A 21,848-nucleotide genomic window follows, 5' to 3' on the forward strand; every position below is an offset into this window, starting at 1 on the left:
CCGTACGATCGGCTACATGCCAGCAATTCGCATGTGGGCGGCTCTGTTCGCCGTCACCGCGTTCGCCGCTGCGAGCTGTTCGTCCGAGGACGACAGCTCGCAGTCCGGTTCGGATCTGATGGGCAAGACCTACCTCTCCACCCGGGTGGAGGGCACGCCCATCCCCGGCGGCGGCCCGCTGACTCTCACCTTCCGCGACGATCGCCTGACCGCGAACGCCGGCTGCAACACCATGACCGGCCCGGTCACCCTCGACGGCAACACCCTGAAGGTCGGCGATCTGGCCGCCACCATGATGGCCTGCCCCGGTGACCGCGCAGGCGCCGACGGCTGGCTGGACGGCCTGCTGCGCTCGGCCCCCGACTGGAAACTGGACGGCGCGGACCTGACCCTGAAAGGCAATGGCGTCACCGTCACCCTGCAGGACCGCAAGGTCGCCAAGCCGGACAAACCACTGGTCGGCACCACCTGGATCGTCAACTCCCTGATCAGCAAGGACGCGGTGACGCGCTCGGCCACCCTGGACGCGGTGCGCCCGGCGATCACCATCTCCCCCGATGGCGCGGTGTCCGGCAGCGCGGGCTGCAACCGGCTCACCGGCAAGGCGGAGGTGTCCGGCACCGACGTGACCTTCCAGGTCGGCACCACCCGCATGATGTGCGAACCGGATGTGATGGAGGTGGAACGTCAGGTGCTGGCCGTGCTCGACGGAAAGACCACGGCCACCGTCGATTCCGATGAGCTGACCCTGCGCAATGCCGCCACCGGCACCGGTCTGGGCCTGCGCGCCGAGTGATTATTCGATATCGCCGGACGGTCCCGCGCAGGTACCGTCCGGCGCTATGAACCGACGATTATTGAACGTGGTGGATGTGGAGGCCACCTGCTGGGAGAAGGCTGCCCCGCCCGGCATGCCCAGCGAGATCATCGAGATCGGCCTGTGTGTGCTCGATACCGAGACCTTGGAGCGGGTGGAGAAGCACAGCATCCTGGTGCGCCCGGATCGCTCCACCGTGAGCGAATTCTGCACGCAGCTGACCACTCTCACCGCCGCGCAGGTCGCCACCGGCATCTCCTTCGACGCGGCGTGCGAGCTGCTGCGCCGTGAATTCCATTCCGATTCGCGGCCGTGGGCGAGCTGGGGTGATTACGACCGCAAGCAGTTCGAACGCCAGTGCGCCGCAACGGGTGTGCGCTATCCGTTCGGCAGCGTGCACACCAATGCCAAGCTGGCGTTCTCCGAATCACGCGGCACGCACCGGCGTTTCGGCATGGCCGGCGCCTTGGCGATGACCGGATTGCCCCTGGAGGGCACGCATCATCGCGGCGGCGACGATGCCTGGAATATCGCCGCGCTGATCGCCGGGATGCTGCGCGAAGACAAGTGGCCGGTCACGGCGTGAGCGTGCTGTTGCGAAACCGTAAGGGCGGCAACTCGTAACGCCGCCGGAAGGCGCGGCTGAAGGCGGCTTCGGAGTCGTAACCGACGTGATGGGCGATGGCCGCGACCGGATCGTCGGTCGACCGCAGCAGTTCCGCGGCCCGGCTCAATCGGCGATCGGCCAGGTACGCGCCGGGCGAGCTGCCCAGCCGGCGGGTGAACCGTTCGGCGAAACTGGTGCGCGACATATTGGCCAGCGCGGCCAGTTCCGGAATGGTCCACGCCCGCGCCGGATCCCGGTGAACGGCGGTGATGACCGGTGCGAGCGCGGGATCCAGTGCGGCGGTGAGCCATCCGGGCGCGGCGGCATCGGCCGACCAGGCGCGCAGCGCGTGCACGAACAGCAGATCCAGAATCCGGGAGATCATGACCGCCGCCCCGGGCCGCGGATCGGTGACTTCGACCAGCAGCAGTTTCATGCTCAATGGCAGCCATTCGCGCCCCGGCGCCGATCCACCGATGACGATGGCGGGCGCGAGCACCGAAAGCAAAGGCGCGGCGAGCATTTCATCGACCGCGTAGCTCCCGGTCACCCACCGCGCCGGCCCGCCGACGGCTTCGAGCCGATGCGCGTCGCCCCGGGCGAGCACCACCATGTCCCCGGAATCGACTGTGACGGTGACGTTCTCACCCGGCACCCGCAACCGCACCGTGCCCGACTCCACGATGTGCAGCACCCGCCGCGCGGGCAACTCCAGCCGTGCCCCGTCCGCCAGCGCGTACCGGTGCACCCCGTCCCCGCGCAGCCGCACCGTGTCCAGCAACTCCGAGAGCGCGTCCGGCACCGGATCGCAATCGACGCCCGATTCCGGACGAACGGCAAAATCATCCGGCGTTCTCGTCATGGTATTTGCCTCATCATCCGATTAGCGTAGCCGTTGCTCGCAAGTGCTCGAACAACCGAAAGGCAACGTCATGGCGGACAAGCCCGCAATCGTTCTGGTTCACGGTTTCTGGGGTGGGGCGGCGCATTGGGCGAAGGTGATCGTCGAGCTGAAGCAGCGCGGATACGACAACCTGCACGCGGTGGAGAACCCGCTGACCTCGCTCGCCGATGACGCCGAACGCACCCGGAAGATGGTGCGGCAGCTCGACGGGCCGGTGTTGCTGGTCGGTCACTCCTACGGCGGCGCGGTCATCACCGAGGCCGGCGACCTGCCGAATGTGGCGGGTCTGGTCTATATCGCCGCCTTCGCCCCCGATGCCGGGGAGAGCCTGGGCCAGATCACCGAACAGCAGCCGCCCGCCGCGGTGGCGGCCATCGTCCCGGATTCGGACGGCTACGTGTGGATCGCGCAGAACAAGTTCGGTGAGAGTTTCGCCCAGGATCTGCCCGCGGACGAGGCGCTGGTCATGGCCGTCACCCAGAAGGCCCCGGTCGGGTCCACCTTCGGCGACACGGTCACCGCCCCGGCGTGGAAGAGCAAGCCGAGCTGGTACCAGGTCTCCACCGAGGACCGCATGATCCATCCCGACAACGAACGGCGCATGGCGCAGCGCATGAACCCGCGCGCCATCGTCGAATTGCCCGCGAGCCATGCCTCTTTGGCTTCGCAGCCCAAGGCCGTCGCCGATCTGATCGATCAGGCGGCCGCCGAAATCGGCTGACCATATTCGCACGAACCCACGCCGCGGGCCGCACCGATCGACACGGTGCGGCCCGCGGTTCGTTTGTGACCATTCACAATTGACCGCCTGCGGATTCCACCCACTGGACGCGTGACCGGCATATCTTCCGGTTTTCCCGACCGCGCGATTTCCGGACCGACCGGATTGTGGAGATCATCACAGCGCGCGAACGCCCAGCGAACGTCTAGATTCGAAACCCGTAGGGCTACAGGCAAAGTCGCCGTCTAGTCCGGGTTCCCACTTGTGCCGATGCCTATCGGCGCGGGAATTCATTTGTCCCGCTGCACAACCGAGGCCGATCGAGTCGTCCGGCGATTTCGTCGCGCCGCACGCAATCGCGACCGACCTCCATTCGCATGCCCAGAGGGAGTTGCCGGCGATGACTGCCGTGAACAGGGAAATCCGTCCGCTGACGGGGTATCAGCGTGATGTCGTGACCGTGGGGGCACTGTTTCCGGAGCTGCCGCTGGCGCAGATCGCCGGGTATGTGCGGATCAGCGCGCCGCTGGACGTGGACCGGGTGCGCGAGTGCATGTTCCGGGAAGGCTGGCGGCACGAGGCGATGCGGATGCGCATCGACGCGCACGCCATGACGCAGTGGATCAGCGACGAAGCCGAATCCATCGATCTGGTCGATGTGAGCGGGGCCGCGGATCCGGAGGCGGCCGCGCAGGAGTGGGTGCGGCGGACCACCGAGACGGTGCTGCCGCCGGACGGGCAGTTGATCCGGGCCGCGATCGTGGTCGACGGCAGTGGATCGTTCCTGCTGTACGTGTGCGCGCATCACGCGGTGGTGGACCTGTGGGGGCTGACCATTCTGCTGCGGCATTGGTGCGAGGACTATCTGGGAGCGGAATCCGGCGCCGAGATCGCGGCGCAGAGCTATACCGAGTTCCTGAAAGCCGAAGGCGAGTACCGGAATTCGGACCGATTCCAGCAGGACGCCGCCGCGCTGACCGAACGGGTGGCGGACCTGTCGCCCGCCTTGTTCGCACGCGGGACGACGGTGCGGGAGCAGGCGCGCGGGCGGCGGACGCTGCGCTTGACGAAGGCGGACCGGGATCGGCTGCGCACCACCGGGCAATCGGTGTTCGCGGTGACGGCGACGGCCCTGGCCTGGTATCTGCGGCGGATTCACCGCGATGGCGACATCGTGCTGGGCGTGCCCCTGCTCAATCGGCGCCGGGAAGACCTGTACCTGGTCGGGCACACCGCCAACATGCTGCCCTTGGCGCTCGATATCGACGAGTCGCTGACGCTGACGCAGCAGGCGGCGCTGACGGCGGAGGCGGTCAGCGAACTGACACTGCGGCAACGTTTTCCGCTGGGCGACCTCCAGGCGGCGCTGCGCGAACAAGGCCGGGGCGGCGGCAGCCTGTTCGATGTCACCTACTCCTACATGTCGCTGCCGGACCGCAAACTGCCCGACGGCATCGACGAGATCTCGGTGCTGTCCACCGGGTCGTCCCTGGACGCGTTGAACATCGCCGCGCGCGAGTTCCGGCGGGAGGGCACCATCGAGCTCGATGTGTTCTACGCCGAGGACGTGTTCGACGCCGACTTCCCCATCGACGACCTGATCCAGCAGGTGTTCGCGCTGACGCGCGCGGCGCTGGACGCACCCGATACGCCCTTGGCGGAACTCGATGCCCTGCTCGACGCCGACCACGCACGGATCGCCGGATTCGAAGGACCCGAGGACGGTCCGCTGGATCGGCAGGCGACGATCGATGCGCTGGTGGCGGCGCAGATCCGCCGCACCCCGGCAGCGCCGGCCCTGGCTGCGCTTGTCGACGGCACCGAAACCACCCTGTCCTATGCGGAATTCGGCGACCAGGTGCAGGCGCTGGCGGGCGCGCTGCGGGGCGCCGGACTGCGTGCACAGGAACCGGTGCCGCTGCTGCTGCGCCGCTCCCCCGAACTGGTGATCGCCATCCACGCGGTGCTCGCCGCCGGCGGCGCGTACGTGCCGATCGATCCCGACTACCCGCCCGCCCGCATCGCGACGGTCGTGGACGACTGCGGCGCCCGAGTGCTCATCGCGGGCCCCGAATTCGATTCCACCGCACTCGAACTCGGTGTCTCCCGGATCGACCCGCACACCCCGCGAGCCACGCCCGGGGTGACGCCGTCCTCGACGCGGCCTGACGATCTCGCCTATCTCATCTACACCTCCGGCTCCACCGGCAAGCCGAAAGGCGTGATGATCGAGCACAATTCGGTCGTCAACCGGCTGACGTGGATGCAGAACGCCTACCCGCTCACGGCCGATGACGTGATCCTGCAGAAGACCCCCGCGACCTTCGACGTCTCGGTGTGGGAGCTGATGTGGTGGGGCCTGGTCGGCGCAAGGGTCGCGCTGCTGCCGCACGGCGGGGAGCGGGACCCGCGGGTGATCGCGGCGGCCATCACCGGGCATCGGGTGTCGGTCATGCATTTCGTGCCGTCGATGCTGGGCCCGTTCCTCGATCACGTGACCGAGCAAGGAGTACCGGCCGCGGAGCTGGCCTCACTGCGGCTGGTCTTCTGCTCCGGGGAGGCGCTCACGCCCGCGCTGGCGAATCGGTTCCGGGCAGTGTTCGCCGGTCTAGGGCTCTCGCACGTGCGGTTGATCAATCTGTACGGGCCGACCGAGGCGACCGTGGATGTGTCGTATTACGAAGTCGGCGCGCAGGTTTCGCGGGTGCCGATCGGGCGGCCGATCGACAATATCGCGCTGCTGGTGCTGGATCCGGCCGGGCGGCGCTGCCCGGTCGGCGTGGCCGGGGAACTCAATATCGCGGGCGTCGGCGTCGGGCGCGGGTACCACGGGCGGGATGATCTGACCGCGGCCGCGTTCGTCGCCGACGAGCGGGTGCCGGGCAGGCGGCGCTATCGGACCGGTGATCTGGCGCGCTGGCTGGCGGACGGGAATCTGGAATACCTGGGCCGGCTCGATGACCAGGTCAAGGTGCGCGGCAATCGAATCACGCTGGGCGAGATCGACAATGCGCTGGCCGAATGCCCGGGCGTGACCGCCGGTGTGGTGGTGGACGCGCGGGTGCACGGCGAGGCCACCACGCTGGTCGCCTACTATGCGGGCCCGGCGACCGACGGCGAGGTCGCCGAGCACCTGGCCGCGCGGCTGCCCGGATACATGGTGCCGTCGTATTTCGTGCGCATGGAACGGATTCCGCTGACCGGCAGCGGCAAGGCCGATCGCAAGGCGCTGCCGTCACCGATCCTGCATCGAGCCGAGACCCGTTCCGCGCAAACCGATTCCGAGCATCTGATCGCCGAGGCGTGGGCCGAGGTCCTCGGCGTCGAAGCACGCGAACTGAGCGTGGACGACGACTTCTTCACCGTCGGCGGCGATTCCATTCTCGCGCTGCGCCTGCGGACGGCGGCCGAGCAGCGCGGGCTGCGGTTCGATATCGACCGGTTCTTCGCCCGCCCGACCATCGCCGATCTGGCCGCGGCCGTCGACGCGGGGGAAACCATCGCCGATATCGGGGTTTCGCAAGCCCTGGAACTGATACCGCTCATCGACCGGGGCGCGCTCGCCGACGCCGAGGACGCCTTCCCCGCCACCGCGCTACAGCTGGGCATGCTATTCCACAGTCTCGAGCGCCGCGAATCCACGCTGTACCAAGACGTTTTCACCTATCAGCTGCGCATGCCCTGGCAGGAGGCTCCGTTCCGCGCCGCCTATGCGCGACTGGTGGCGCGGCAGCCGGCGCTGCGTTCCGGGTTCGACCTCACCGGCCGTTCCCTGCCGATCCAGATCGTGCACCACGAGGTGCCTGGCACATTGCGGATCGGCGCCTCCGAAACCGCCGAACCCTATGTGCTGGACCGGGCCCCACTGCACCGCATGCGGGTATTGCCCGACGCCGACGGGTTCGAACTCACCTTCAGCTTCCACCACGCCATTCTCGACGGGTGGAGCGTCGCCAATCTGGTGCGTGAACTGCTCCAGGACTACCTGCACCTGCTGGGCTTCGATATCGCCCCGGTGGACGCCACCCCGTACCCCGCGACCCTGCTCGCCGAATACGCCCGCGCGGAACAGGACGCGCGGAACGACACCGGCTCACGCGCCTACTGGTCCCGCCTCCTGGCCGATGCCCCCGCCACCGCCCTGTCCTCGACCCGCGCCTACGAACCGCCGGCCGCCGACGGCCCGGTCGAGGTGAACGCGCTGCTCCCCCGCTGGCTGCGGCGCGCGATCAGCACGACCGCGACCACCGAACGACTACCCCTCAAATCGATCCTGCTCACCGCCCACTGCCTCACCCTGCAAGCCATGACCGGCGCGGACGACATCATCACCGGCGTGGTCTCACACGCCAGACCCGCTCGCATAGGCGGCGATTCGGTGGCGGGGCTCTTCCTCAACACCCTCCCGGTCCGGCTCGGGAGCACCCCGATCGACCGCCTCGACGCGGTACGTCAGGTCGCGGCCCAGGAACGCGAGAGCCACCCCCACCGCCGCTACCCCCTGCGTGCGATGATCGCCGACCACGGCGGCGTCCCCTTCGACACCGCCTTCAACTTCGTCAACTACCACGTCTTCACCGGCGTGACCGCCGCGGCCGACCTCGCGCTCGCCGATTTCCGTATCCGCGAGGAAACGAACTTCGCGCTCCTGGTCACCGCCGCGGTCGATCCCCGCACCGACGACATCACCCTGCGCATCAGCGCGGGCCGCGACTCGCTGAGCCACCCACAATGCGAGGAATACGGCCGCCTCTTCATCGGTGTCCTGGCCGCGCTCGTCCGTGACCCGCACGGCCGCATCGACGCGGCCCACGCCCGCCTCGAAGACGCGGTCCACCAGATCGAAGCCATGGCGGCCTTGCGCCCGAACGCACCCGCACTGGTCGATGATTCGAGCACCTGGACCTACGGGCACCTGGACCGCGCCGCCGAAACCGTCGCCCTGCGTCTCTTGGCCGACGGCCTCCCCGCGAACGCCCGCATCGCGGTACAGCTCGACCGCTCCCCCGCACAGATCGCCGTCGTCCTCGGCATCCTGCGCGCCGGCGCCGCCGTGGTCCCCTTGGATCCGTCCTACCCGGAAGCCCGCCGGGCCGCGATGATCGCGCGTGCCCACCCGTTCCGCATCCTCACCGACGTGCAGGACCTACTCCCGCAGGTCGGCTCAGCTGCGGCCGGGCCCGCGCACCGCCCGGGTGCGAGCGGGTCGGCAGACGGCTCGAGCGCGAGCATGCCTGCTCGTGATGCGGCCGGGGGCGTGCTGCCCGCGATTCATCCGGAGTCGATCGCCTACGTGCTGTTCACGTCCGGGTCGACGGGTGAGCCGAAGGGGGTGGCGATGCCGCATCGGGGGCTCGCGAATCTGGTTCGGTGGCAGCGGCGGGCGGCGACGGCGGCGTCGGGCGGGGTGACGGTGCAGTTCGCGCCGTTGTCGTTCGATGTCTCGTTCCAGGAGATCTTCGCGACGCTGGCCGGGGGCGGGACCTTGCGGTTGATCACCGAGGAGCAGCGGCGGGATCCGGCCGCGCTGGCGCGGGTGGTCGCCGAGAGCGGTGCGCAGCGGCTGTATCTGCCGTATGTGGCATTGCAGGCGCTGGCCGAGGCGGCCAAGGTGACCGAAGCGTATCCGACCACGTTGTCGGCGCTGGTGTCCTCGGGTGAGCAGCTGCGGATCACTCCGGAGATCCGTGCGCTGGCGGCCGCGAACCCGGGCGTAGTGCTGGAGAACCAGTACGGGCCGACGGAATCGCATGTGGCGCTCGCCTATTCGATGAGCGGCTCACCGGAACGGTTCCCCGGATTGCCGCCCGTCGGAAGCATCGTGGGAGCGGCCGGGGTGGAGTTGCTCGATGAGCGATTGCGGCCGGTGGCCCCCGGGGTGCCCGGTGAGATCTACCTGTCCGGTGCCGGGCTGGCGCGCGGATACGAGGGGCGGCCCGAACTCACCGCACAGCGGTTCGTCGCGCACGCCGGTGGCGGAATCCGTTATCGCACCGGCGATCTGGGTATCGAACTGTCCGGCGGAGACATCGTTTGCCTCGGCCGCACCGATACCCAGGTGAAGGTGCGCGGGTTCCGGGTGGAATGCGCCGAGGTGGAGTTCGCGCTCGCGGAGATCGCGGGCGTTGAGCAGGCGGCGGTGGTGGCCCGGCAGCTGGCGGGCGTCGACGCGGCCCTCGAAGCCTTCCTGGTCGCCGCACCCGGCACCAAACCGCTTGCTGCCGAACAGGTTCGGGGTGAGCTGCGCACGCGCCTGCCCGCGCACGTGGTGCCCGCACGATTCCATTGGATCGACGCGCTGCCCTTGACGCCCAGCGGTAAACGCGACGATGCCGCGCTGCGCCGTCTGGCGGAAAAGCCCGCCACGGTCGCGGTCGGCCGGGCGCCGGCCGATGAATGGGAACGCGAGATCGCGGCGATCCTCGCCGAGTTCAGCGGCACCGCCGAATTCGCCGCCGACACCGACTTCTTCGCCGCGGGCGGCACCTCCATCGGCGCGATGCGCGTGGCCATGACGGTCGCCGAACGCTGGAATGTGGACCTGCCCCTGGAAACCTTCGTCGCCACACCGACGGCGACCGGACTGGCGGCGGTGGTGCGCGCGGGCGGCGCGGAACGCGGCTTCGATCCGCTGGTGCCGCTGATGCATTCGGATTCCGGGGCGACCCCGCTGTTCCTGATCCACCCCATCGGCGGCAATATCGTCTGCTACGTGCCCCTGGCGCGGCATATGGGCGGCGATCGCCCGGTCTACGGCTTGCAGGCCGCGGGCGCGGTCCCCGGCACCACGCCCCTCACCACCGTGCAGGAGCTGGCGGCCTCCTATGTGGCGGCGATCCGGCGCGCACACCCGCACGGCCCCTATCACATCGCCGGCTGGTCCTTCGGCGGTTATGTCGCCCTGGAAGTCGCACGGCAACTGGGTGATTCGGCCGTCGAGCAACTGGTGCTGCTGGACACCATGGCATTGCGCGAGACCCCGCCCGAACACGTGGACGAGAAGGATCTCATCGTCTGGTTCTTCGGCGAACTGCTCTGGTACGCCAAGGGCAGCGAGGCCGCCGTCCTGGACCTGGAGCAGCTCTTCGACACCTCCGCCAGCGACCGCGACGAACTGTTCGACTCGATCCTGCGGCAGTCCGTCGACCACGGCATCCTGCCGCCGGAGTCCTCCCCGCAGCTGGTGCGCCGGCTCTACGCGGTGTTCCACGCCAATTTCCAAGCGGCCCTGGCCTATCGAATGTCCCCGGTGCAGCGCCCGTTCACGCTGCTCCGGGCCACCGACGGCCTGCCCGCGAGCCTCGAGACCGCACATCGGTTGGCGGGCACCATGTTCGGCGACGCCGACAACGGGTGGGAACGCTGGGCGAATTTCGGGTTGGATATCCGGGAGATCCCCGGCGATCACCTCTCCATGATGACCGAACCGAATATCGCGACCGTGGCGCGACTGCTCGCCGACCTGCTCAACCGCACCCCCGCCTTGGAATCGAGCTCTGGAAACGATTGATGGACACCGAGATACAGCGCCCGTTGAGCGCGAGCGAACGGTGGTACCACGTGTGCGACCGCCTCTCGCCGCTCAATGTGGTGGCGCGAGTCCGCGTGCACGGTGCCCTCCCCCCGGCCACCCTGCGCGCCGCCGCCCACGCCCTCACCGTCGAACACCCCCTGCTACGGGTGAGCATCGTCAGCGGGGCCGACGGCACCGCCCCGGCCTTCGTCCCCGCAGCCGACCCGCGCATCCCGATCACGACGGTGGATGACGTCCCGTGGGAAGACCACGTCGACCGAGTCGAACTGAACACCGCCCTGGAGACGGACATCCGTCCCCTCCTGCGGCTCACCGACATCCGGACCGCCGCCGGAACCGCCGCGGAAACCCACGACCTGGTACTGACGATCTCGCACGTCATCGCCGACGCCACCACCGCCCTGACCCTGCTCCGGCGACTCGTCGAGCATGCGGCGACGGCTGCCCCATCGGCCGAGTCGGAGACCTGGGTGCGGCGGGAAGCACTGCCCGCGCCGGATGCCATGCTGCCCCGGTTGTTCCGGGGCGGGCCGGGCGTGGCGGCCGCGCTCGGATCCGGGTTTGTGGATCAGGTCGCCGGGCTCGCGCTGCGGCCGCGCCGATTGCTGCCGGAACAGCCGGTCGGCGCGACGGAGCGGGACAGTCGGCTGGTGAGCCGTGAGCTGGCGGCCGATACGCTGGCCGCGCTGGTGACGCGTTGCGCGGCGGAGGAAGTCACCGTGCACGGGGCGTTGACGGCCGCGATGGCGCAGGCGTACGGGGACGTGATCGCTGCGGGCGAGACCGGCCGGGTGACGATCGGTGCGCCGATGAACTTCCGCGACGAGCTGCGGCCGGCGGCAGGCGCTGACGAGGTGGGCGCGTATGTCGCCACGGTGCCGTCGCGGCCACGCTTCGGGCCGGGGACCGATTTCTGGGGTGTGGCGCGGGCGGTGAATCGGGAGTTGCGGCGGCGCAAGCGATTCCGTCAGCATCTGGCGCAGATCTCGCTGTTGCCGGTGATCTGCCCGGCGTCCCCCGCCACCGGTGCCCGGGCCGTGGCGCTGGTGGACGCGCGGGGCAACGGCAATATCTGCCTGTCGAATATCGGCCGTTTCGACTTCCCCGACCGGATCGGCGCGTGGCGGTTGTCCGGCGCGCAGTTCGTGGCCGGGATCTCCATCAGCGGGAATTTCGTGGCGAGCGTGAACACCAGCCACGACACCCTGCACTGGAACTTCACCTATATCCAGGATGCCGTGTCCGCCGAGCGCGCCGCGCGCTTGGCCGACGCCTCGGTCTCCGTGCTCCATGCGGCCCTCGGGCTGCCCCACCGATCGAACAGCGAGAAGCCTTGTCCGACATCAGTAATGCCGTCCTGATCACGGGTTGTTCGTCCGGGCTGGGCCGGGCGGGCGCGCTGTGGCTCGCCGAGCGCGGGTTCACCGTGTTCGCGGGCGTGCGCGATCCGGAAGCGGCCGCCGGGCTGACCCGGACCGCGAGCGGGGATCTGCGGCCGGTGGAGATCGATGTGACCTCCGCGGAGTCGATCGCGCAGGCGCACAAGGTGATCGGTGAGCAGCTCGGGCCCGCCGGGTTGCTCGGGCTGGTCAACAATGCGGGGATCAGCGTGTCCGCGCCGCTGGAATGCGTGCCGATCGAGGAGCTGCGGTATCAGCTGGAGGTCAATCTGATCGGCGTGGCCGCCATGATCCGTCAGTTCCTGCCGCTGCTGCGCGCCACCGACGGGACCGGCAGCGGTCCGGCCGGGCGCATCGTCAATGTCACCTCCGGGGTCGGGCGGGTGGCGCTGCCGTATCTGAGCGCTTATGCCGCAAGCCAATTCGGCAAGGAGGGCCTCTCGGATGCGCTGCGCCGGGAGCTCGCCCCGCAGCGGGTGACCGTATCGGTGGTCGAACCGGGCGCCATCGCCACCCCGATCTGGCGCAAGCAGGCCGAGACCGCGGCACGGCTGCTCGACACCGCCCCCGCTCCCATCGCGGCCCTGTACCGGGACCGTTTCACCGCGTTCTCCGCCGCCAATGCCGCCACCGCCACGGACGGCGCCACTACGCCCGTCGATGTGGCGCGCGCCCTCGAACACGCTCTCACCGCCCGCCGCCCGCGCACCCGCTATCCGGTGGGGCGCGATGTCACCCTCGGCACCCTGGCCGCGCGCCTGCTGCCGGATCGCCTGCTGGACCTCGCCCTCACCAGGAGCATCAAATGAAAGTCCTGATCATCGGAGCCGGTGTGGCCGGCCTGAGCACGGCTGCCGCGCTGCGACGACACGGCATCGACGCCGAAATCTTCGAAGCAGCAAGCGAATTGCGTTCGACCGGTACCGGGCTGGGCATTCTCAGCAATGCCACCGCCGTGCTGGACGCGCTCGGCATCGACGTCACCGTCGCGGGCCTGGGATGCATCACCGAGCAGTTCTTCATCCACGCCCCCGACGGGAAGGTGCTGCGCGCCTTGCCGTTCCGGTCCATGCAGGACGAGCTGGGCTTCCCCGCCGTCACGGTGGGCCGCGACGATCTCATGGCCGCGCTACGCACCGCGATCGGCGACACGCCCATCCATTTCGGGGCGCGCGTGACCGGTTTCGAGCAGGACGCGCACGCCGTCACCGTCACCTTCGACGACGGCCGCACGGTCACCGGCGATGTGCTGATCGGCGCGGACGGCATCCGCTCGGCGATCCGCGCGCAGCACGCCGGGCCGGAACCGATCAACGAGTACGGCTACGTCTGCTGGCTCGCCACCACCGAGTTCAGCCATCCACTGGTGAAAGACGGTGTGGCCCGCCATTATTGGGGTCGCGGCCAGCGCTTCGGGTTGATGGATATCGGCGGCGGGCGCGTCTACTGGTGGGGCACCAAGAACGTCGGCGTCGAGACCGCGCGCGCCTACGACGGCGGCAAGACCGGGATCGCGAGCGCGTTCGAGGGCTGGGCGCCGGAGATCCGCGAGGCCATCGCCGTCACCCCGGAGGCCGCCATCGTGAGCGTCCCGGCGCAGGACCGGAACTTCCTGGACCGTTGGGGCACCGGCCGTTTCACCCTCGCCGGGGATGCCGCGCACCCCATGCTGACCAGCTTCAGCCAGGGCGCGGGCTCGGCCATCGAGGACGGGTATGTGCTCGCGCATCACCTGGCCGCCGACCCGGATCCGGTGCGCGCGCTGCGCGCCTACGAGGCCGCGCGCCGGGATCGCACCCGCATGCTGGTCGCGGGGTCGCGGCGGCTCAGCAAGATGGAGCAGCTCGAATCGGCCGTGCCGGTGCGGGTGCGGGACGCGATTCTGCGTTTCACGCCCATGCCGATCATGCGCGCCCAGAACATCGCCCCCATGCGTTTCACCCTGCCCGTCACCACCGCCCTGGAGCCCCGATGACCGCCTGGAAATCCGTCGAACTCGCTTGCGGGCCCATCGAATACCTCGATTCCGGGGCGGGGCCGACGCTGGTCTTCCTGCACGGCGCTATGAAGGACGCGCGGGTCTGGCGGGAGGTGGTGGCGCGGCTCGTACCGCACTATCGGTGCATCCGCCCGACCATGCCGCTGGGCGCGCACCGGCTGCCCATGCGGCCCGGCGCGGATCTGACGGTCGCCGGACTGGCGCGGTTGACCGGCGAGTTCCTCACCGCCCTGGACCTGCGTGATGTCACGCTCATCCAAAATCATTGGGGCGCAGCCCAGGTCATGCTCGCCGAAGGCCAGGGCGAGCGGCTGTCACGCCTGGTGCTGACCGCGTGTGAGGCCTTCGACAACTATCCGCCGGGCCGTCCGGGCCGCCTGTTCGCCCGCGCCGCCAAGGTGCCCGGCGCATTGGATGCGATGGCGCTGCCCATGCGCGCCCGCTGGTTCCGCACCCGGATGGGCGCGGCCGATGTCTCCGCGCTGCGCCCGCTCCCCCGCGATCTCGCCGACGAATGGCAGCTGCGCTTCACCGATCGCGCCGTGCGCGGTGATCTGGCGACGGTGCTGCGGGACAGCTACCTGCCGGCGGATCTGACGCGCTGGGCCAAGGCCACCGAATCGTTCCCCGGTCCGGCTCTCGTGGTGTGGGCGGGCGGCGATCGGCTCATGCCGCGCGAGCACGGTCCCCGCCTGGCGGCGTCCTTCCCACACGGCACGCTGGTGGAGATCGCCGACAGCGCCACCTGCCTGCCCCTCGATCAACCGGTGGCACTGGCCGACGCCATCTCCGAGTTCCTGACCGCCACCGAGCCCGCTACCTGATCCACACACCCGCATCGCGGAGAAATCTCGCGCACCGGTCGCACTCCCCGCGGCGCGACCGGTTGCGCGGACCCGCCGCGCGCGGGCCCGACTCTCGATACCGTGGATCGCACGCCGGGCCGACGAATGCGGAGTTGCGGCGGAGATCGATGTTCCACATTTACGCTGATGACCCGGCGTAAGCGACATATCGGACAAATGGTGAGAGGTGAGTCGGATCAACGAGCGGGAGGCGGAACTGGACCAATGGTTTCGCGCGGAAGTCACCGCCGCGAGACCCGGTCCCGCTCGCGCACAACACGAACCACTCGCGCCCGGCGCGCCCTGCACCGGCGCCGAGGCCCTCGAACTGTTCGACGCCCAGGTCACCGCGCGTCATCTGGATCTGATCGCCCGGCAGTTGGGGCGGGACGGGCGCGGGTACTACAGCATCGGGTCGGCGGGGCACGAAGGGAACGCGGCGGTCGCGGCGGCATTGCGGGTCACCGATCCGGCGCTGCTGCACTATCGTTCGGCGGCGTTCTTCGTGCAGCGCACCCGGCAGGCGGGCGGCATCGACCCGATCCGGGATGTGCTGCTGGGGGTGCTGGCGGCGGCCGCGGATCCGATTTCCGGTGGGCGGCACAAGGTTTTCGGCAGCCACGCCGCGCACGTGATCCCGCAGACCTCGACCATCGCGTCGCATCTGCCGCGGGCGGTCGGGCTGGCGTTCGCCCTCGAGCGGGCGGCGGGGCAGGGGGTGGCGTGCCCGTGGCCGGCGGACGCGGTGGTGGTGTGCAGTTTCGGTGATGCGTCGGCGAATCATTCGACGGCGGCCGGGGCGATCAATACCGCCGTGCACACCGCGCACCTGGGGGTGCCGATGCCGATTCTGTTCGTGTGCGAGGACAACGGGATCGGGATCAGCGTGCCGACGCCGCGCACCTGGATCGAGCACGCGTACGGGTCGCGACCCGGGCTGCGCTGGTTCGACGCCGACGGGGCCGAGCTCACCGAAGCGCTGAGCGTGGCGAGCGAGGCCGCGAAATGGGTTCGCACGCATCGCAAACCGGCTTTCCTGCGCTTGCGGACGGTGCGGCTGCTCGGGCATGCGGGCTCGGATGTGGAATCGGCCTACCGGCGTCCCGCCGAACTGGCCGCCGATCTGCGCCGGGATCCGGTGACGCGGACCGCGGAACTGCTCATCGCGGCCGGTGTCGCCACGCCCGGGGAACTCATCCGCCGGTACGACGATCTCGGCGCGCGGGTCGCGGCCACGGCCGAAAGTCTGCGCGAGGAACCGAAACTCACCTCCGCCGCCGCGGTCATGGCGCCGCTCGCGCCCGCGCGGCCGACAGTGGTGCGGACCGACGCGCTGCGCGGGACGGCGGGCGCGGACGGCGACAAGGGCGATCCGATGACGTTGGCGCAGGCGGTCAATCACACGCTGGCGCAACTGCTCACCCGCGATCCCGACGTCCTGGTCTTCGGTGAGGACGTGGGCCGCAAGGGCGGGGTGTACGGCGTCACCAAAGGCCTGCAGCAGCAATTCGGCGTGCGGCGGGTCTTCGACACGCTGCTGGACGAGCAGAGCGTGCTCGGTACCGCGCTGGGCGCGGGCCTGGCCGGGTTCGTGCCCATTCCCGAGATCCAATACCTGGCCTATGTGCACAATGCCGAGGATCAGTTGCGGGGAGAGGCGGCCACGCTGTCCTTCTTCTCGGCCGGCAAATACCGCAATCCGCTGGTGGTCCGGATCGCCGGCTACGGCTATCAGAAGGGCTTCGGCGGCCATTTCCACAACGACAATTCCCTTGCCGCACTGCGCGATATCCCCGGCATCGTGATCGCGTCCCCGGCGCGCGCCGACGATGCCGCCGCCATGCTCCGCACCTGCGTGTCCGCCGCCCGCATGGACGGGCGGGTCTGCGTCTTCCTCGAACCGATCGCCCTCTATCACACCCGCGACCTCTACCGCCCCGGCGACAATGCCTGGCTGGCCCCCGCCGCCGCCCTCCGCCACGCCGAGATCGGCCGCGCCCGAATCCACGGCACCGGAACCCATCTCACCATCGTCAGCTTCGCCAACGGCGTCCCCATGAGCCTGCGCGTCGCCCGCCGCCTGGCCACCCGCGGCATCCACGCCCGCGTCCTCGACCTGCGCTGGCTCTCCCCCCTCCCCCTGGAAGACCTCCTCGACAATGCCCGCGCCACCGGCCGCGTCCTCATCGCCGACGAAACCCGCCGCAGCGGAAGCGTTTCCGAAGCCGTCCTGGCCGCCCTCCTCGACGCCGGCTACGAAGGCCGCGTCGCCCGGGTAACGAGCGAAGACAGCTTCATCCCCCTCGGCCCCGCCGCCAACACCGTCCTCCTGGACGAAGCCCGCATAGAATCCGCCGCCGACAAACTCCTGGCCACGCCCTGACCCGGGATAGACGACGAGCGGGCCCGATGTCCTGTCCAAGGGACACCGCACCCGCCCGCCGCCCGACGCCAGTCCGGTCGGCGCCCCTGTGCCGACGAGGAGGCACAAGCTCTATCTACTGTCTACGTACGTAGATCGTACATACTCGCCCGCCTCCCGTCACCACCCACCTCAGCCGGCCCCTGTGCGCTGCGGCAAATGATCGTTCCGGACTACCCTGCGAACGTGGAGTTCGAGACCAGCCCGGGCCTACGCGCCATCGACCTGATCGCCGCCCTGGCCTTGGTAGCAGCGGTGTTCTTCGCCGGCATGACCGCCACACTGCTCATCGGCTTCCTCGGCGCCCCCGGCGGAGCATCCAGCGAATGCACCGGCCAATGCCGCACCTTCGTCGACGCGGGCGCCGGCCTGATGGCTGTCGGAACCATCGTCGTCGGATCCACCGCCCTGATACTGATGGCCCGCAGCTGGTGGCTCAGGCGCCCCCTGGTGATCTGGCCACTGCTGGCAATCCCACTACTGGCAGTTCTGGCCGGCACCGGCTTCGCACTCGCCATGTACGGCCCCGCCTGACCCCTCGGGTTTCGGCATTGCGCGCAGGGCTAGCACCTGGCCGGTGGCTGTGTGCTCACGGGTGATTTCCACGGTGCCGATACCGAATTCGATATCGAGGCGTTCACCGTCTCCGTGGGTGAGGCCCGCGTGGTCGCCGTCGGTGGTCATGTTGAGGGGAGGGTAGGCGAGGGCCAGGACCAGCGTGCCGCTCGGGAGGTCGATGAGCGCTAGCGGGGAGGTCCGGAGGCGGGGCTCGTGTTCGAGGGCTTCGGCGGGGATGGGGTGGATGCCTGGTTCCTCGGGGAGTGAGATCCAGAGGGTTCTGCCTGCCGCATCGTGATGGACTTCGTAGCGGCCGTCGCCGTGAGCTTCTTCGACGTAGGCGCGGAGGCCGTCGAGCGTCAGGGAGGTGCTGCCCTCGGACGCCAATTCCGGCCCGTGGACATCCCAGCCGCCGTAGCGGGTCCGGGAATCGCACAGCAGCAGGAACAGTCCGTCGTGCACGGGGTTTCGAATCGAGCCGAGGTAGTCCACGGTCGCCGAGCTTACGACGCCGCGCCGACAGTCAGTCTGCGTCCGAGGTTGGTTCTTGGTGCTACGGGTGTTCGCGGACAACACGACTCAAGTGATCCGTGCGGCCATCAAGGTTTCGAAGGTGTAGGGCCGCAGACCATCGGTACGGTCGGCGAAGTACCGCTGCTGCAGGTCTGCCCGTGTGGGGTGATCCACGACCTTCAGCCCGCACCTGGCTACCAGGCTCTCGATCTCGGTGACCGGCCAGCCAGGCTGAAGCGGCTCGCCGACAGAAGCCGCGATCGGTCGGTAAATATGGGCGTACTCCGCCCCCGCGTCATCGAGCGCAGCGTCCTCTGCCAGATAGGAGAACACCACCTCGGACCCGGGAGCAGCCGCCGCGATCATCTGCAACGTCGACTCGATCGCCCGCGCCGTCAGATACGGGGCGACGCCCGTCCAGCAGAACATCGCCGGCTGCGCCCAATCGAACCCTGCCGCACCCAGTGCTTCCTGAACCGTTCCGGCCTCGAAATCGACCGGCACGAACACCTGAGAGGCGCTGAGCGGCAGCCCGAGTTCACTGACCCGCTCGATCTTCCAAGCTTGGGAGGCCGGATGATCGACCTCGAATACCGTCATCGGCCCGAGCAGATCCGGCCGCCGCCACGCGAACGAGTCGAGCCCCGCACCGAGAATCACATACTGCGTGAAACCACCGGCAACCAGCCGATCCTCGGCATACCGGCTGCGGGTACACACAGCCGCACGAGCCTCACGAACAACCCACCCGGGAAACAACGGCTCGAACCGATCCCGCAACTCCTGCCATACAGGGCCCACAAGCACCAGAGCCAGCACATCGTCCAACACCCAAGGCGAGGCCGTCTCCAGGCGAAACAATCCACGCGACACAGCCGCAAACATCGCCGTCCTGCTCGGCGCGCTTTCCATGCATCCCTCCTTGCCGCCCAGACCCGACCACGCTGGCCACACCCACTCCGCGCACTTCACAGAATGCGCCCGAATCACCGTGACGGCCATAGCCAGATCTACACCGGCGCGGTGGAGAAGTACTGAACCAGACAGAATTCGTGTTCCTCAGGATCGGCCATCACGACGACCACGCCTTCGGCATACTCGTGCCGCTCGCCAGTACATCGGCCCCCGAGAGCGATCACCTGCGCGATCCCTTCATCGATGTCATCCACGGCAATATCGAGGTGAACGCGCACCTTGTCGCGCTTGGGTTCGACGACAGGCTGAAAAACCAAGCGCGGCTGAGGATCACCGGCCTGTCCGAGGTAGATCCAACCAGGTTCGGACGGACCCGGCGGGCGCTCCAGCAGAGCGCTCCAAAAGGCTGCAACCCGATGCACATCGACGCAATCGATGGTCACTCCCACCCAACGGTTTGCCATTTCGCCAGTATCGATCGATCGCACACCGATGGCGAACCGATCAGCTGTTCTCGTCGTGCACCAAATGCGTACGCGTGGCCTGGCGGGAACAGATGATCGAAGAGCGCGAATCCGCTGCCGGCCGAGCAACTGAATTGCCGCTGCCGGCGACGTCAGCCGATAAAGGGATTGCCCCAGCCCCCACTGCAGGCGGCGATGATCGTCACCGTACCTGCGTAGCAAGGGATGATCCCGAACCCCACCAGGAATCGAATCGTGGCGGAGTTCCGGCCTCGAAAGTGCATGCGTACGGTGCTGACGATCGCGGTCACCGCCCAGATGGCTAGCGCGAGAAGCGATCCCACCGGTAGTGCCCAGAAGTACAGGACGCCTACGAGCACCAGCATGGAGACGAAGATCAGTGCGAACCCCGATACGACACCGAGGAGCACGTCCAGGCAGTACCGGGTCCAGGTCCACAGTCCGGCCCGCCCGGCGACCTTCTCGACGGTGAGGTCGGCATCGGCCGTTCGCATAAGTCGAGCATCGCGAGGTCTACTTCGCTGGTCAATACTGTTCTGGCAAGTGCTCGCAGCGTCACATCGGTGGAGTTGAGGATGGCCGTGTGGAAGAGGCGGAGCGGGAGAGTTGCTCGTTAGGCTTGCTCGTGACGTTGAGGCAGGTCTTCCTTCAGCTGGGAGCTGATCACCGGCGGCAGGTCCACCTGGCGTTGTGTGAGGAGGCGCTGTCGGTCTGGGTCGGGTTCGTGCGGGGCAAGCGTGGTCGGATTCGGTATCGCGATTCGGTTGTCGGGGTGCGGCACGAACTGGATGTCGAGCTTCCGGCTGATGCGCTTCGCTGCGTCTGCGCTGGAAGGGATCTGGCGGATGTCAGTGGGCGGTATCTCGAGCCGATCACCGCTTTGCAGGACGATGATCTGAGGTTCCCCGAATCGGTCGAGTTCGCCTTCTACGCGATTTACAACTGTTTCTCCAAGTATGTCCGCGGAGAAGACATCCCGGATTGGCTCATCGTCAACCAGGCCTTGTCGATTCACGACCCCGGCGAGGTCGAGGAACGGCTGATGCGCGTGATCGACAGGGTCCGGCCGGCCGATTCGGCCTCCACGTGAGATTCGCTGTCTCGCAATGGCGGTCGGCACAGCTCGAGATCAGCAACCGGACCAGGAATCCCTGGCAGCATCGCATCCCGTTCACCGGATGAGGTAGAAAGTCCACGAAGACATCAATTCTCGCGGACGGAGCCCCATGCCGATTACGAACCAGCAGGTCGCGGAGCATACGTTCCTGAAACCGCTGTATGCCGACTCGTACTTCCCTGATCACGTTCTCGACAAGGGCGTGGCGATCCTGCAGCGCCTGTGCGAGCGGATCGAGGCCGAGAAGCCGGCGGATCTGGCTGCCCTGTACGCGCTGACTTGGGCTGCGACCGAGGAATTCAACCTGTTGGAGGCGGAGTTCGAAGCGGCCGGGAGCGAGATCGAGACGGTGGCGCGGGATGAGATCGGCGAGGATTTCTGGTTCATCGCCTCGGCCTACGGGTTCAGCGACGCCGACTCGGAGGAATTGATCGCGACCCGCGACTGGTGAGCCGCTCCTATTCGCCGGTCCGACCGTCGATTCGCTCTCGCAGCAGGTCGGCGTGACCATTGTGACGAGCGTATTCCTCGATCATGTGCGTCAGGATCCAGCGCGCGCTGTAGCCATCCTCGCCGGGCCGGCGCTCACCGACCGTATCGAGTGACTCACAGCCGCCGACGATCTCCCGCGAGCGAGCGCACTCCTCATGCCATAACCGAAACGCCTCATCGACGTCCGCATTCTCGACGTCGAAGTCGACATCTTCCGATCGCTCGGCCCCCCAATAGAGCGCGGGCGCATCGACACCACCGAGAGTGCGGGCGAACCAGCCGCGCTCCACATCGGTCATATGGCGAACGAGCCCGAGTAGCGACAGCTTCGACGGCGACACCGCTCGCAGCCGCAGCTGGGCGGCAGAAAGCCCTGAACACTTCCACGCCAAGGTATCCCGCTGGAACTGGAGAAATCCGGTCAGCGTCTCCCGCTCACCCGCAATCCGAGACGTCTGTTCCCGCTCACTCGACTCCATTCGATCATTCTCGCCCGGTTCCCCATTGCCGACACCGGGA

At 68.4% G+C, this 21,848-nt stretch carries 18 protein-coding genes; 12 read left to right on the forward strand and 6 right to left on the reverse strand.

Features of this window, described 5'->3' with window-relative positions:
* The first annotated feature begins 16 nt into the window (after positions 1-16).
* Together NY1_RS15745 and NY1_RS15750 are read left to right on the forward strand one after the other, a co-directional pair.
* Positions 17-796 (forward strand): META domain-containing protein, encoded by a 780-nt coding sequence (locus tag NY1_RS15745; protein WP_174567196.1) that lies wholly within the window; start codon positions 17-19, stop codon positions 794-796.
* Between the two features lie 46 nt (positions 797-842).
* A complete protein-coding gene (locus NY1_RS15750) occupies positions 843-1,403 on the forward strand; it encodes a 3'-5' exonuclease (protein ID WP_067713094.1) in 561 nt (186 codons plus the stop codon).
* Here the strand turns inward: NY1_RS15750 and NY1_RS15755 are convergent.
* On the reverse strand, positions 1,393-2,286 hold the full coding sequence (locus NY1_RS15755) for a helix-turn-helix transcriptional regulator (protein WP_067713097.1): 894 nt from the start codon (positions 2,284-2,286) through the stop codon (positions 1,393-1,395). The two genes, NY1_RS15750 and NY1_RS15755, sit on opposite strands and share 11 nt — an antisense overlap.
* Before the next feature lie 70 nt (positions 2,287-2,356).
* Here NY1_RS15755 and NY1_RS15760 point away from each other — a divergent pair, with 70 nt between their 5' ends.
* The 8 genes from NY1_RS15760 (at position 2,357) to NY1_RS15795 (ending at position 17,783) form a co-directional block, all read left to right on the forward strand.
* Positions 2,357-3,049 carry an alpha/beta hydrolase gene (locus tag NY1_RS15760; protein ID WP_067713613.1) on the forward strand — a complete coding sequence of 231 codons (693 nt, stop codon included), beginning with the start codon at positions 2,357-2,359 and terminating at the stop codon, positions 3,047-3,049.
* Between the two features lie 400 nt (positions 3,050-3,449).
* Entirely contained in the window at positions 3,450-10,559 is a 7,110-nt protein-coding gene (locus NY1_RS15765) for a non-ribosomal peptide synthetase (protein WP_067713100.1), read from the forward strand.
* The gene (locus tag NY1_RS42945) at positions 10,559-11,944 is read left to right on the forward strand and encodes a phthiocerol/phthiodiolone dimycocerosyl transferase family protein (RefSeq protein ID WP_067713615.1); all 1,386 of its coding nucleotides are present in this window, start codon (positions 10,559-10,561) and stop codon (positions 11,942-11,944) included. The genes NY1_RS15765 and NY1_RS42945 overlap by 1 nt, the downstream gene beginning before the upstream one ends.
* Complete coding sequence (locus tag NY1_RS15775; protein WP_067713103.1) at positions 11,917-12,792, forward strand: SDR family NAD(P)-dependent oxidoreductase; 876 nt, start codon at positions 11,917-11,919, stop codon at positions 12,790-12,792. Before NY1_RS42945 ends, NY1_RS15775 begins: the two co-directional genes overlap by 28 nt.
* Entirely contained in the window at positions 12,789-13,958 is a 1,170-nt protein-coding gene (locus tag NY1_RS15780; RefSeq protein WP_067713105.1) for an FAD-dependent oxidoreductase, read from the forward strand. Before NY1_RS15775 ends, NY1_RS15780 begins: the two co-directional genes overlap by 4 nt.
* Complete coding sequence (locus NY1_RS15785) at positions 13,955-14,806, forward strand: alpha/beta fold hydrolase (protein WP_067713108.1); 852 nt, start codon at positions 13,955-13,957, stop codon at positions 14,804-14,806. The genes NY1_RS15780 and NY1_RS15785 overlap by 4 nt, the downstream gene beginning before the upstream one ends.
* 208 nt (positions 14,807-15,014) lie before the next feature.
* On the forward strand, positions 15,015-17,210 hold the full coding sequence (locus NY1_RS15790) for a thiamine pyrophosphate-dependent enzyme (RefSeq protein WP_233434346.1): 2,196 nt from the start codon (positions 15,015-15,017) through the stop codon (positions 17,208-17,210).
* Positions 17,211-17,435: 225 nt separating this feature from the next.
* On the forward strand, positions 17,436-17,783 hold the full coding sequence (locus NY1_RS15795; protein WP_157762261.1) for a hypothetical protein: 348 nt from the start codon (positions 17,436-17,438) through the stop codon (positions 17,781-17,783).
* On the opposite strand, the gene NY1_RS15800 is transcribed toward NY1_RS15795, so the two are convergent.
* From NY1_RS15800 to NY1_RS15815, 4 genes are all read right to left on the reverse strand, one after another.
* Complete coding sequence (locus NY1_RS15800; protein ID WP_157762262.1) at positions 17,727-18,299, reverse strand: hypothetical protein; 573 nt, start codon at positions 18,297-18,299, stop codon at positions 17,727-17,729. The genes NY1_RS15795 and NY1_RS15800 overlap by 57 nt on opposite strands.
* Before the next feature lie 87 nt (positions 18,300-18,386).
* Positions 18,387-19,232 (reverse strand): class I SAM-dependent methyltransferase, encoded by an 846-nt coding sequence (locus NY1_RS15805; RefSeq protein ID WP_067713620.1) that lies wholly within the window; start codon positions 19,230-19,232, stop codon positions 18,387-18,389.
* 98 nt (positions 19,233-19,330) lie between these two features.
* Complete coding sequence (locus NY1_RS15810; RefSeq protein ID WP_067713117.1) at positions 19,331-19,699, reverse strand: VOC family protein; 369 nt, start codon at positions 19,697-19,699, stop codon at positions 19,331-19,333.
* Positions 19,700-19,851: 152 nt separating this feature from the next.
* Positions 19,852-20,214: a hypothetical protein gene (locus NY1_RS15815; protein ID WP_067713119.1), complete on the reverse strand. Its 363-nt coding sequence runs from the start codon at positions 20,212-20,214 to the stop codon at positions 19,852-19,854.
* A gap of 89 nt (positions 20,215-20,303) precedes the next feature.
* Between NY1_RS15815 and NY1_RS15820 the strand changes: the two genes are divergently transcribed.
* Both NY1_RS15820 and NY1_RS15825 read left to right on the forward strand, forming a co-directional pair.
* A complete protein-coding gene (locus tag NY1_RS15820; protein WP_067713122.1) occupies positions 20,304-20,810 on the forward strand; it encodes a hypothetical protein in 507 nt (168 codons plus the stop codon).
* A gap of 136 nt (positions 20,811-20,946) precedes the next feature.
* The gene (locus NY1_RS15825) at positions 20,947-21,288 is read left to right on the forward strand and encodes a DUF5713 family protein (protein WP_067713124.1); all 342 of its coding nucleotides are present in this window, start codon (positions 20,947-20,949) and stop codon (positions 21,286-21,288) included.
* Positions 21,289-21,295: 7 nt separating this feature from the next.
* Here NY1_RS15825 and NY1_RS15830 read toward each other — a convergent pair whose 3' ends face one another.
* Positions 21,296-21,808, reverse strand: coding sequence for a DinB family protein (locus NY1_RS15830; protein ID WP_067713127.1), 513 nt, complete (start codon positions 21,806-21,808; stop codon positions 21,296-21,298).
* Between the last annotated feature and the right edge of the window lie 40 nt (positions 21,809-21,848).

It is taken from the genome of Nocardia yamanashiensis NBRC 100130 (genome assembly GCF_001613325.1).
GTDB classification, from domain to species: domain Bacteria; phylum Actinomycetota; class Actinomycetes; order Mycobacteriales; family Mycobacteriaceae; genus Nocardia; species Nocardia yamanashiensis.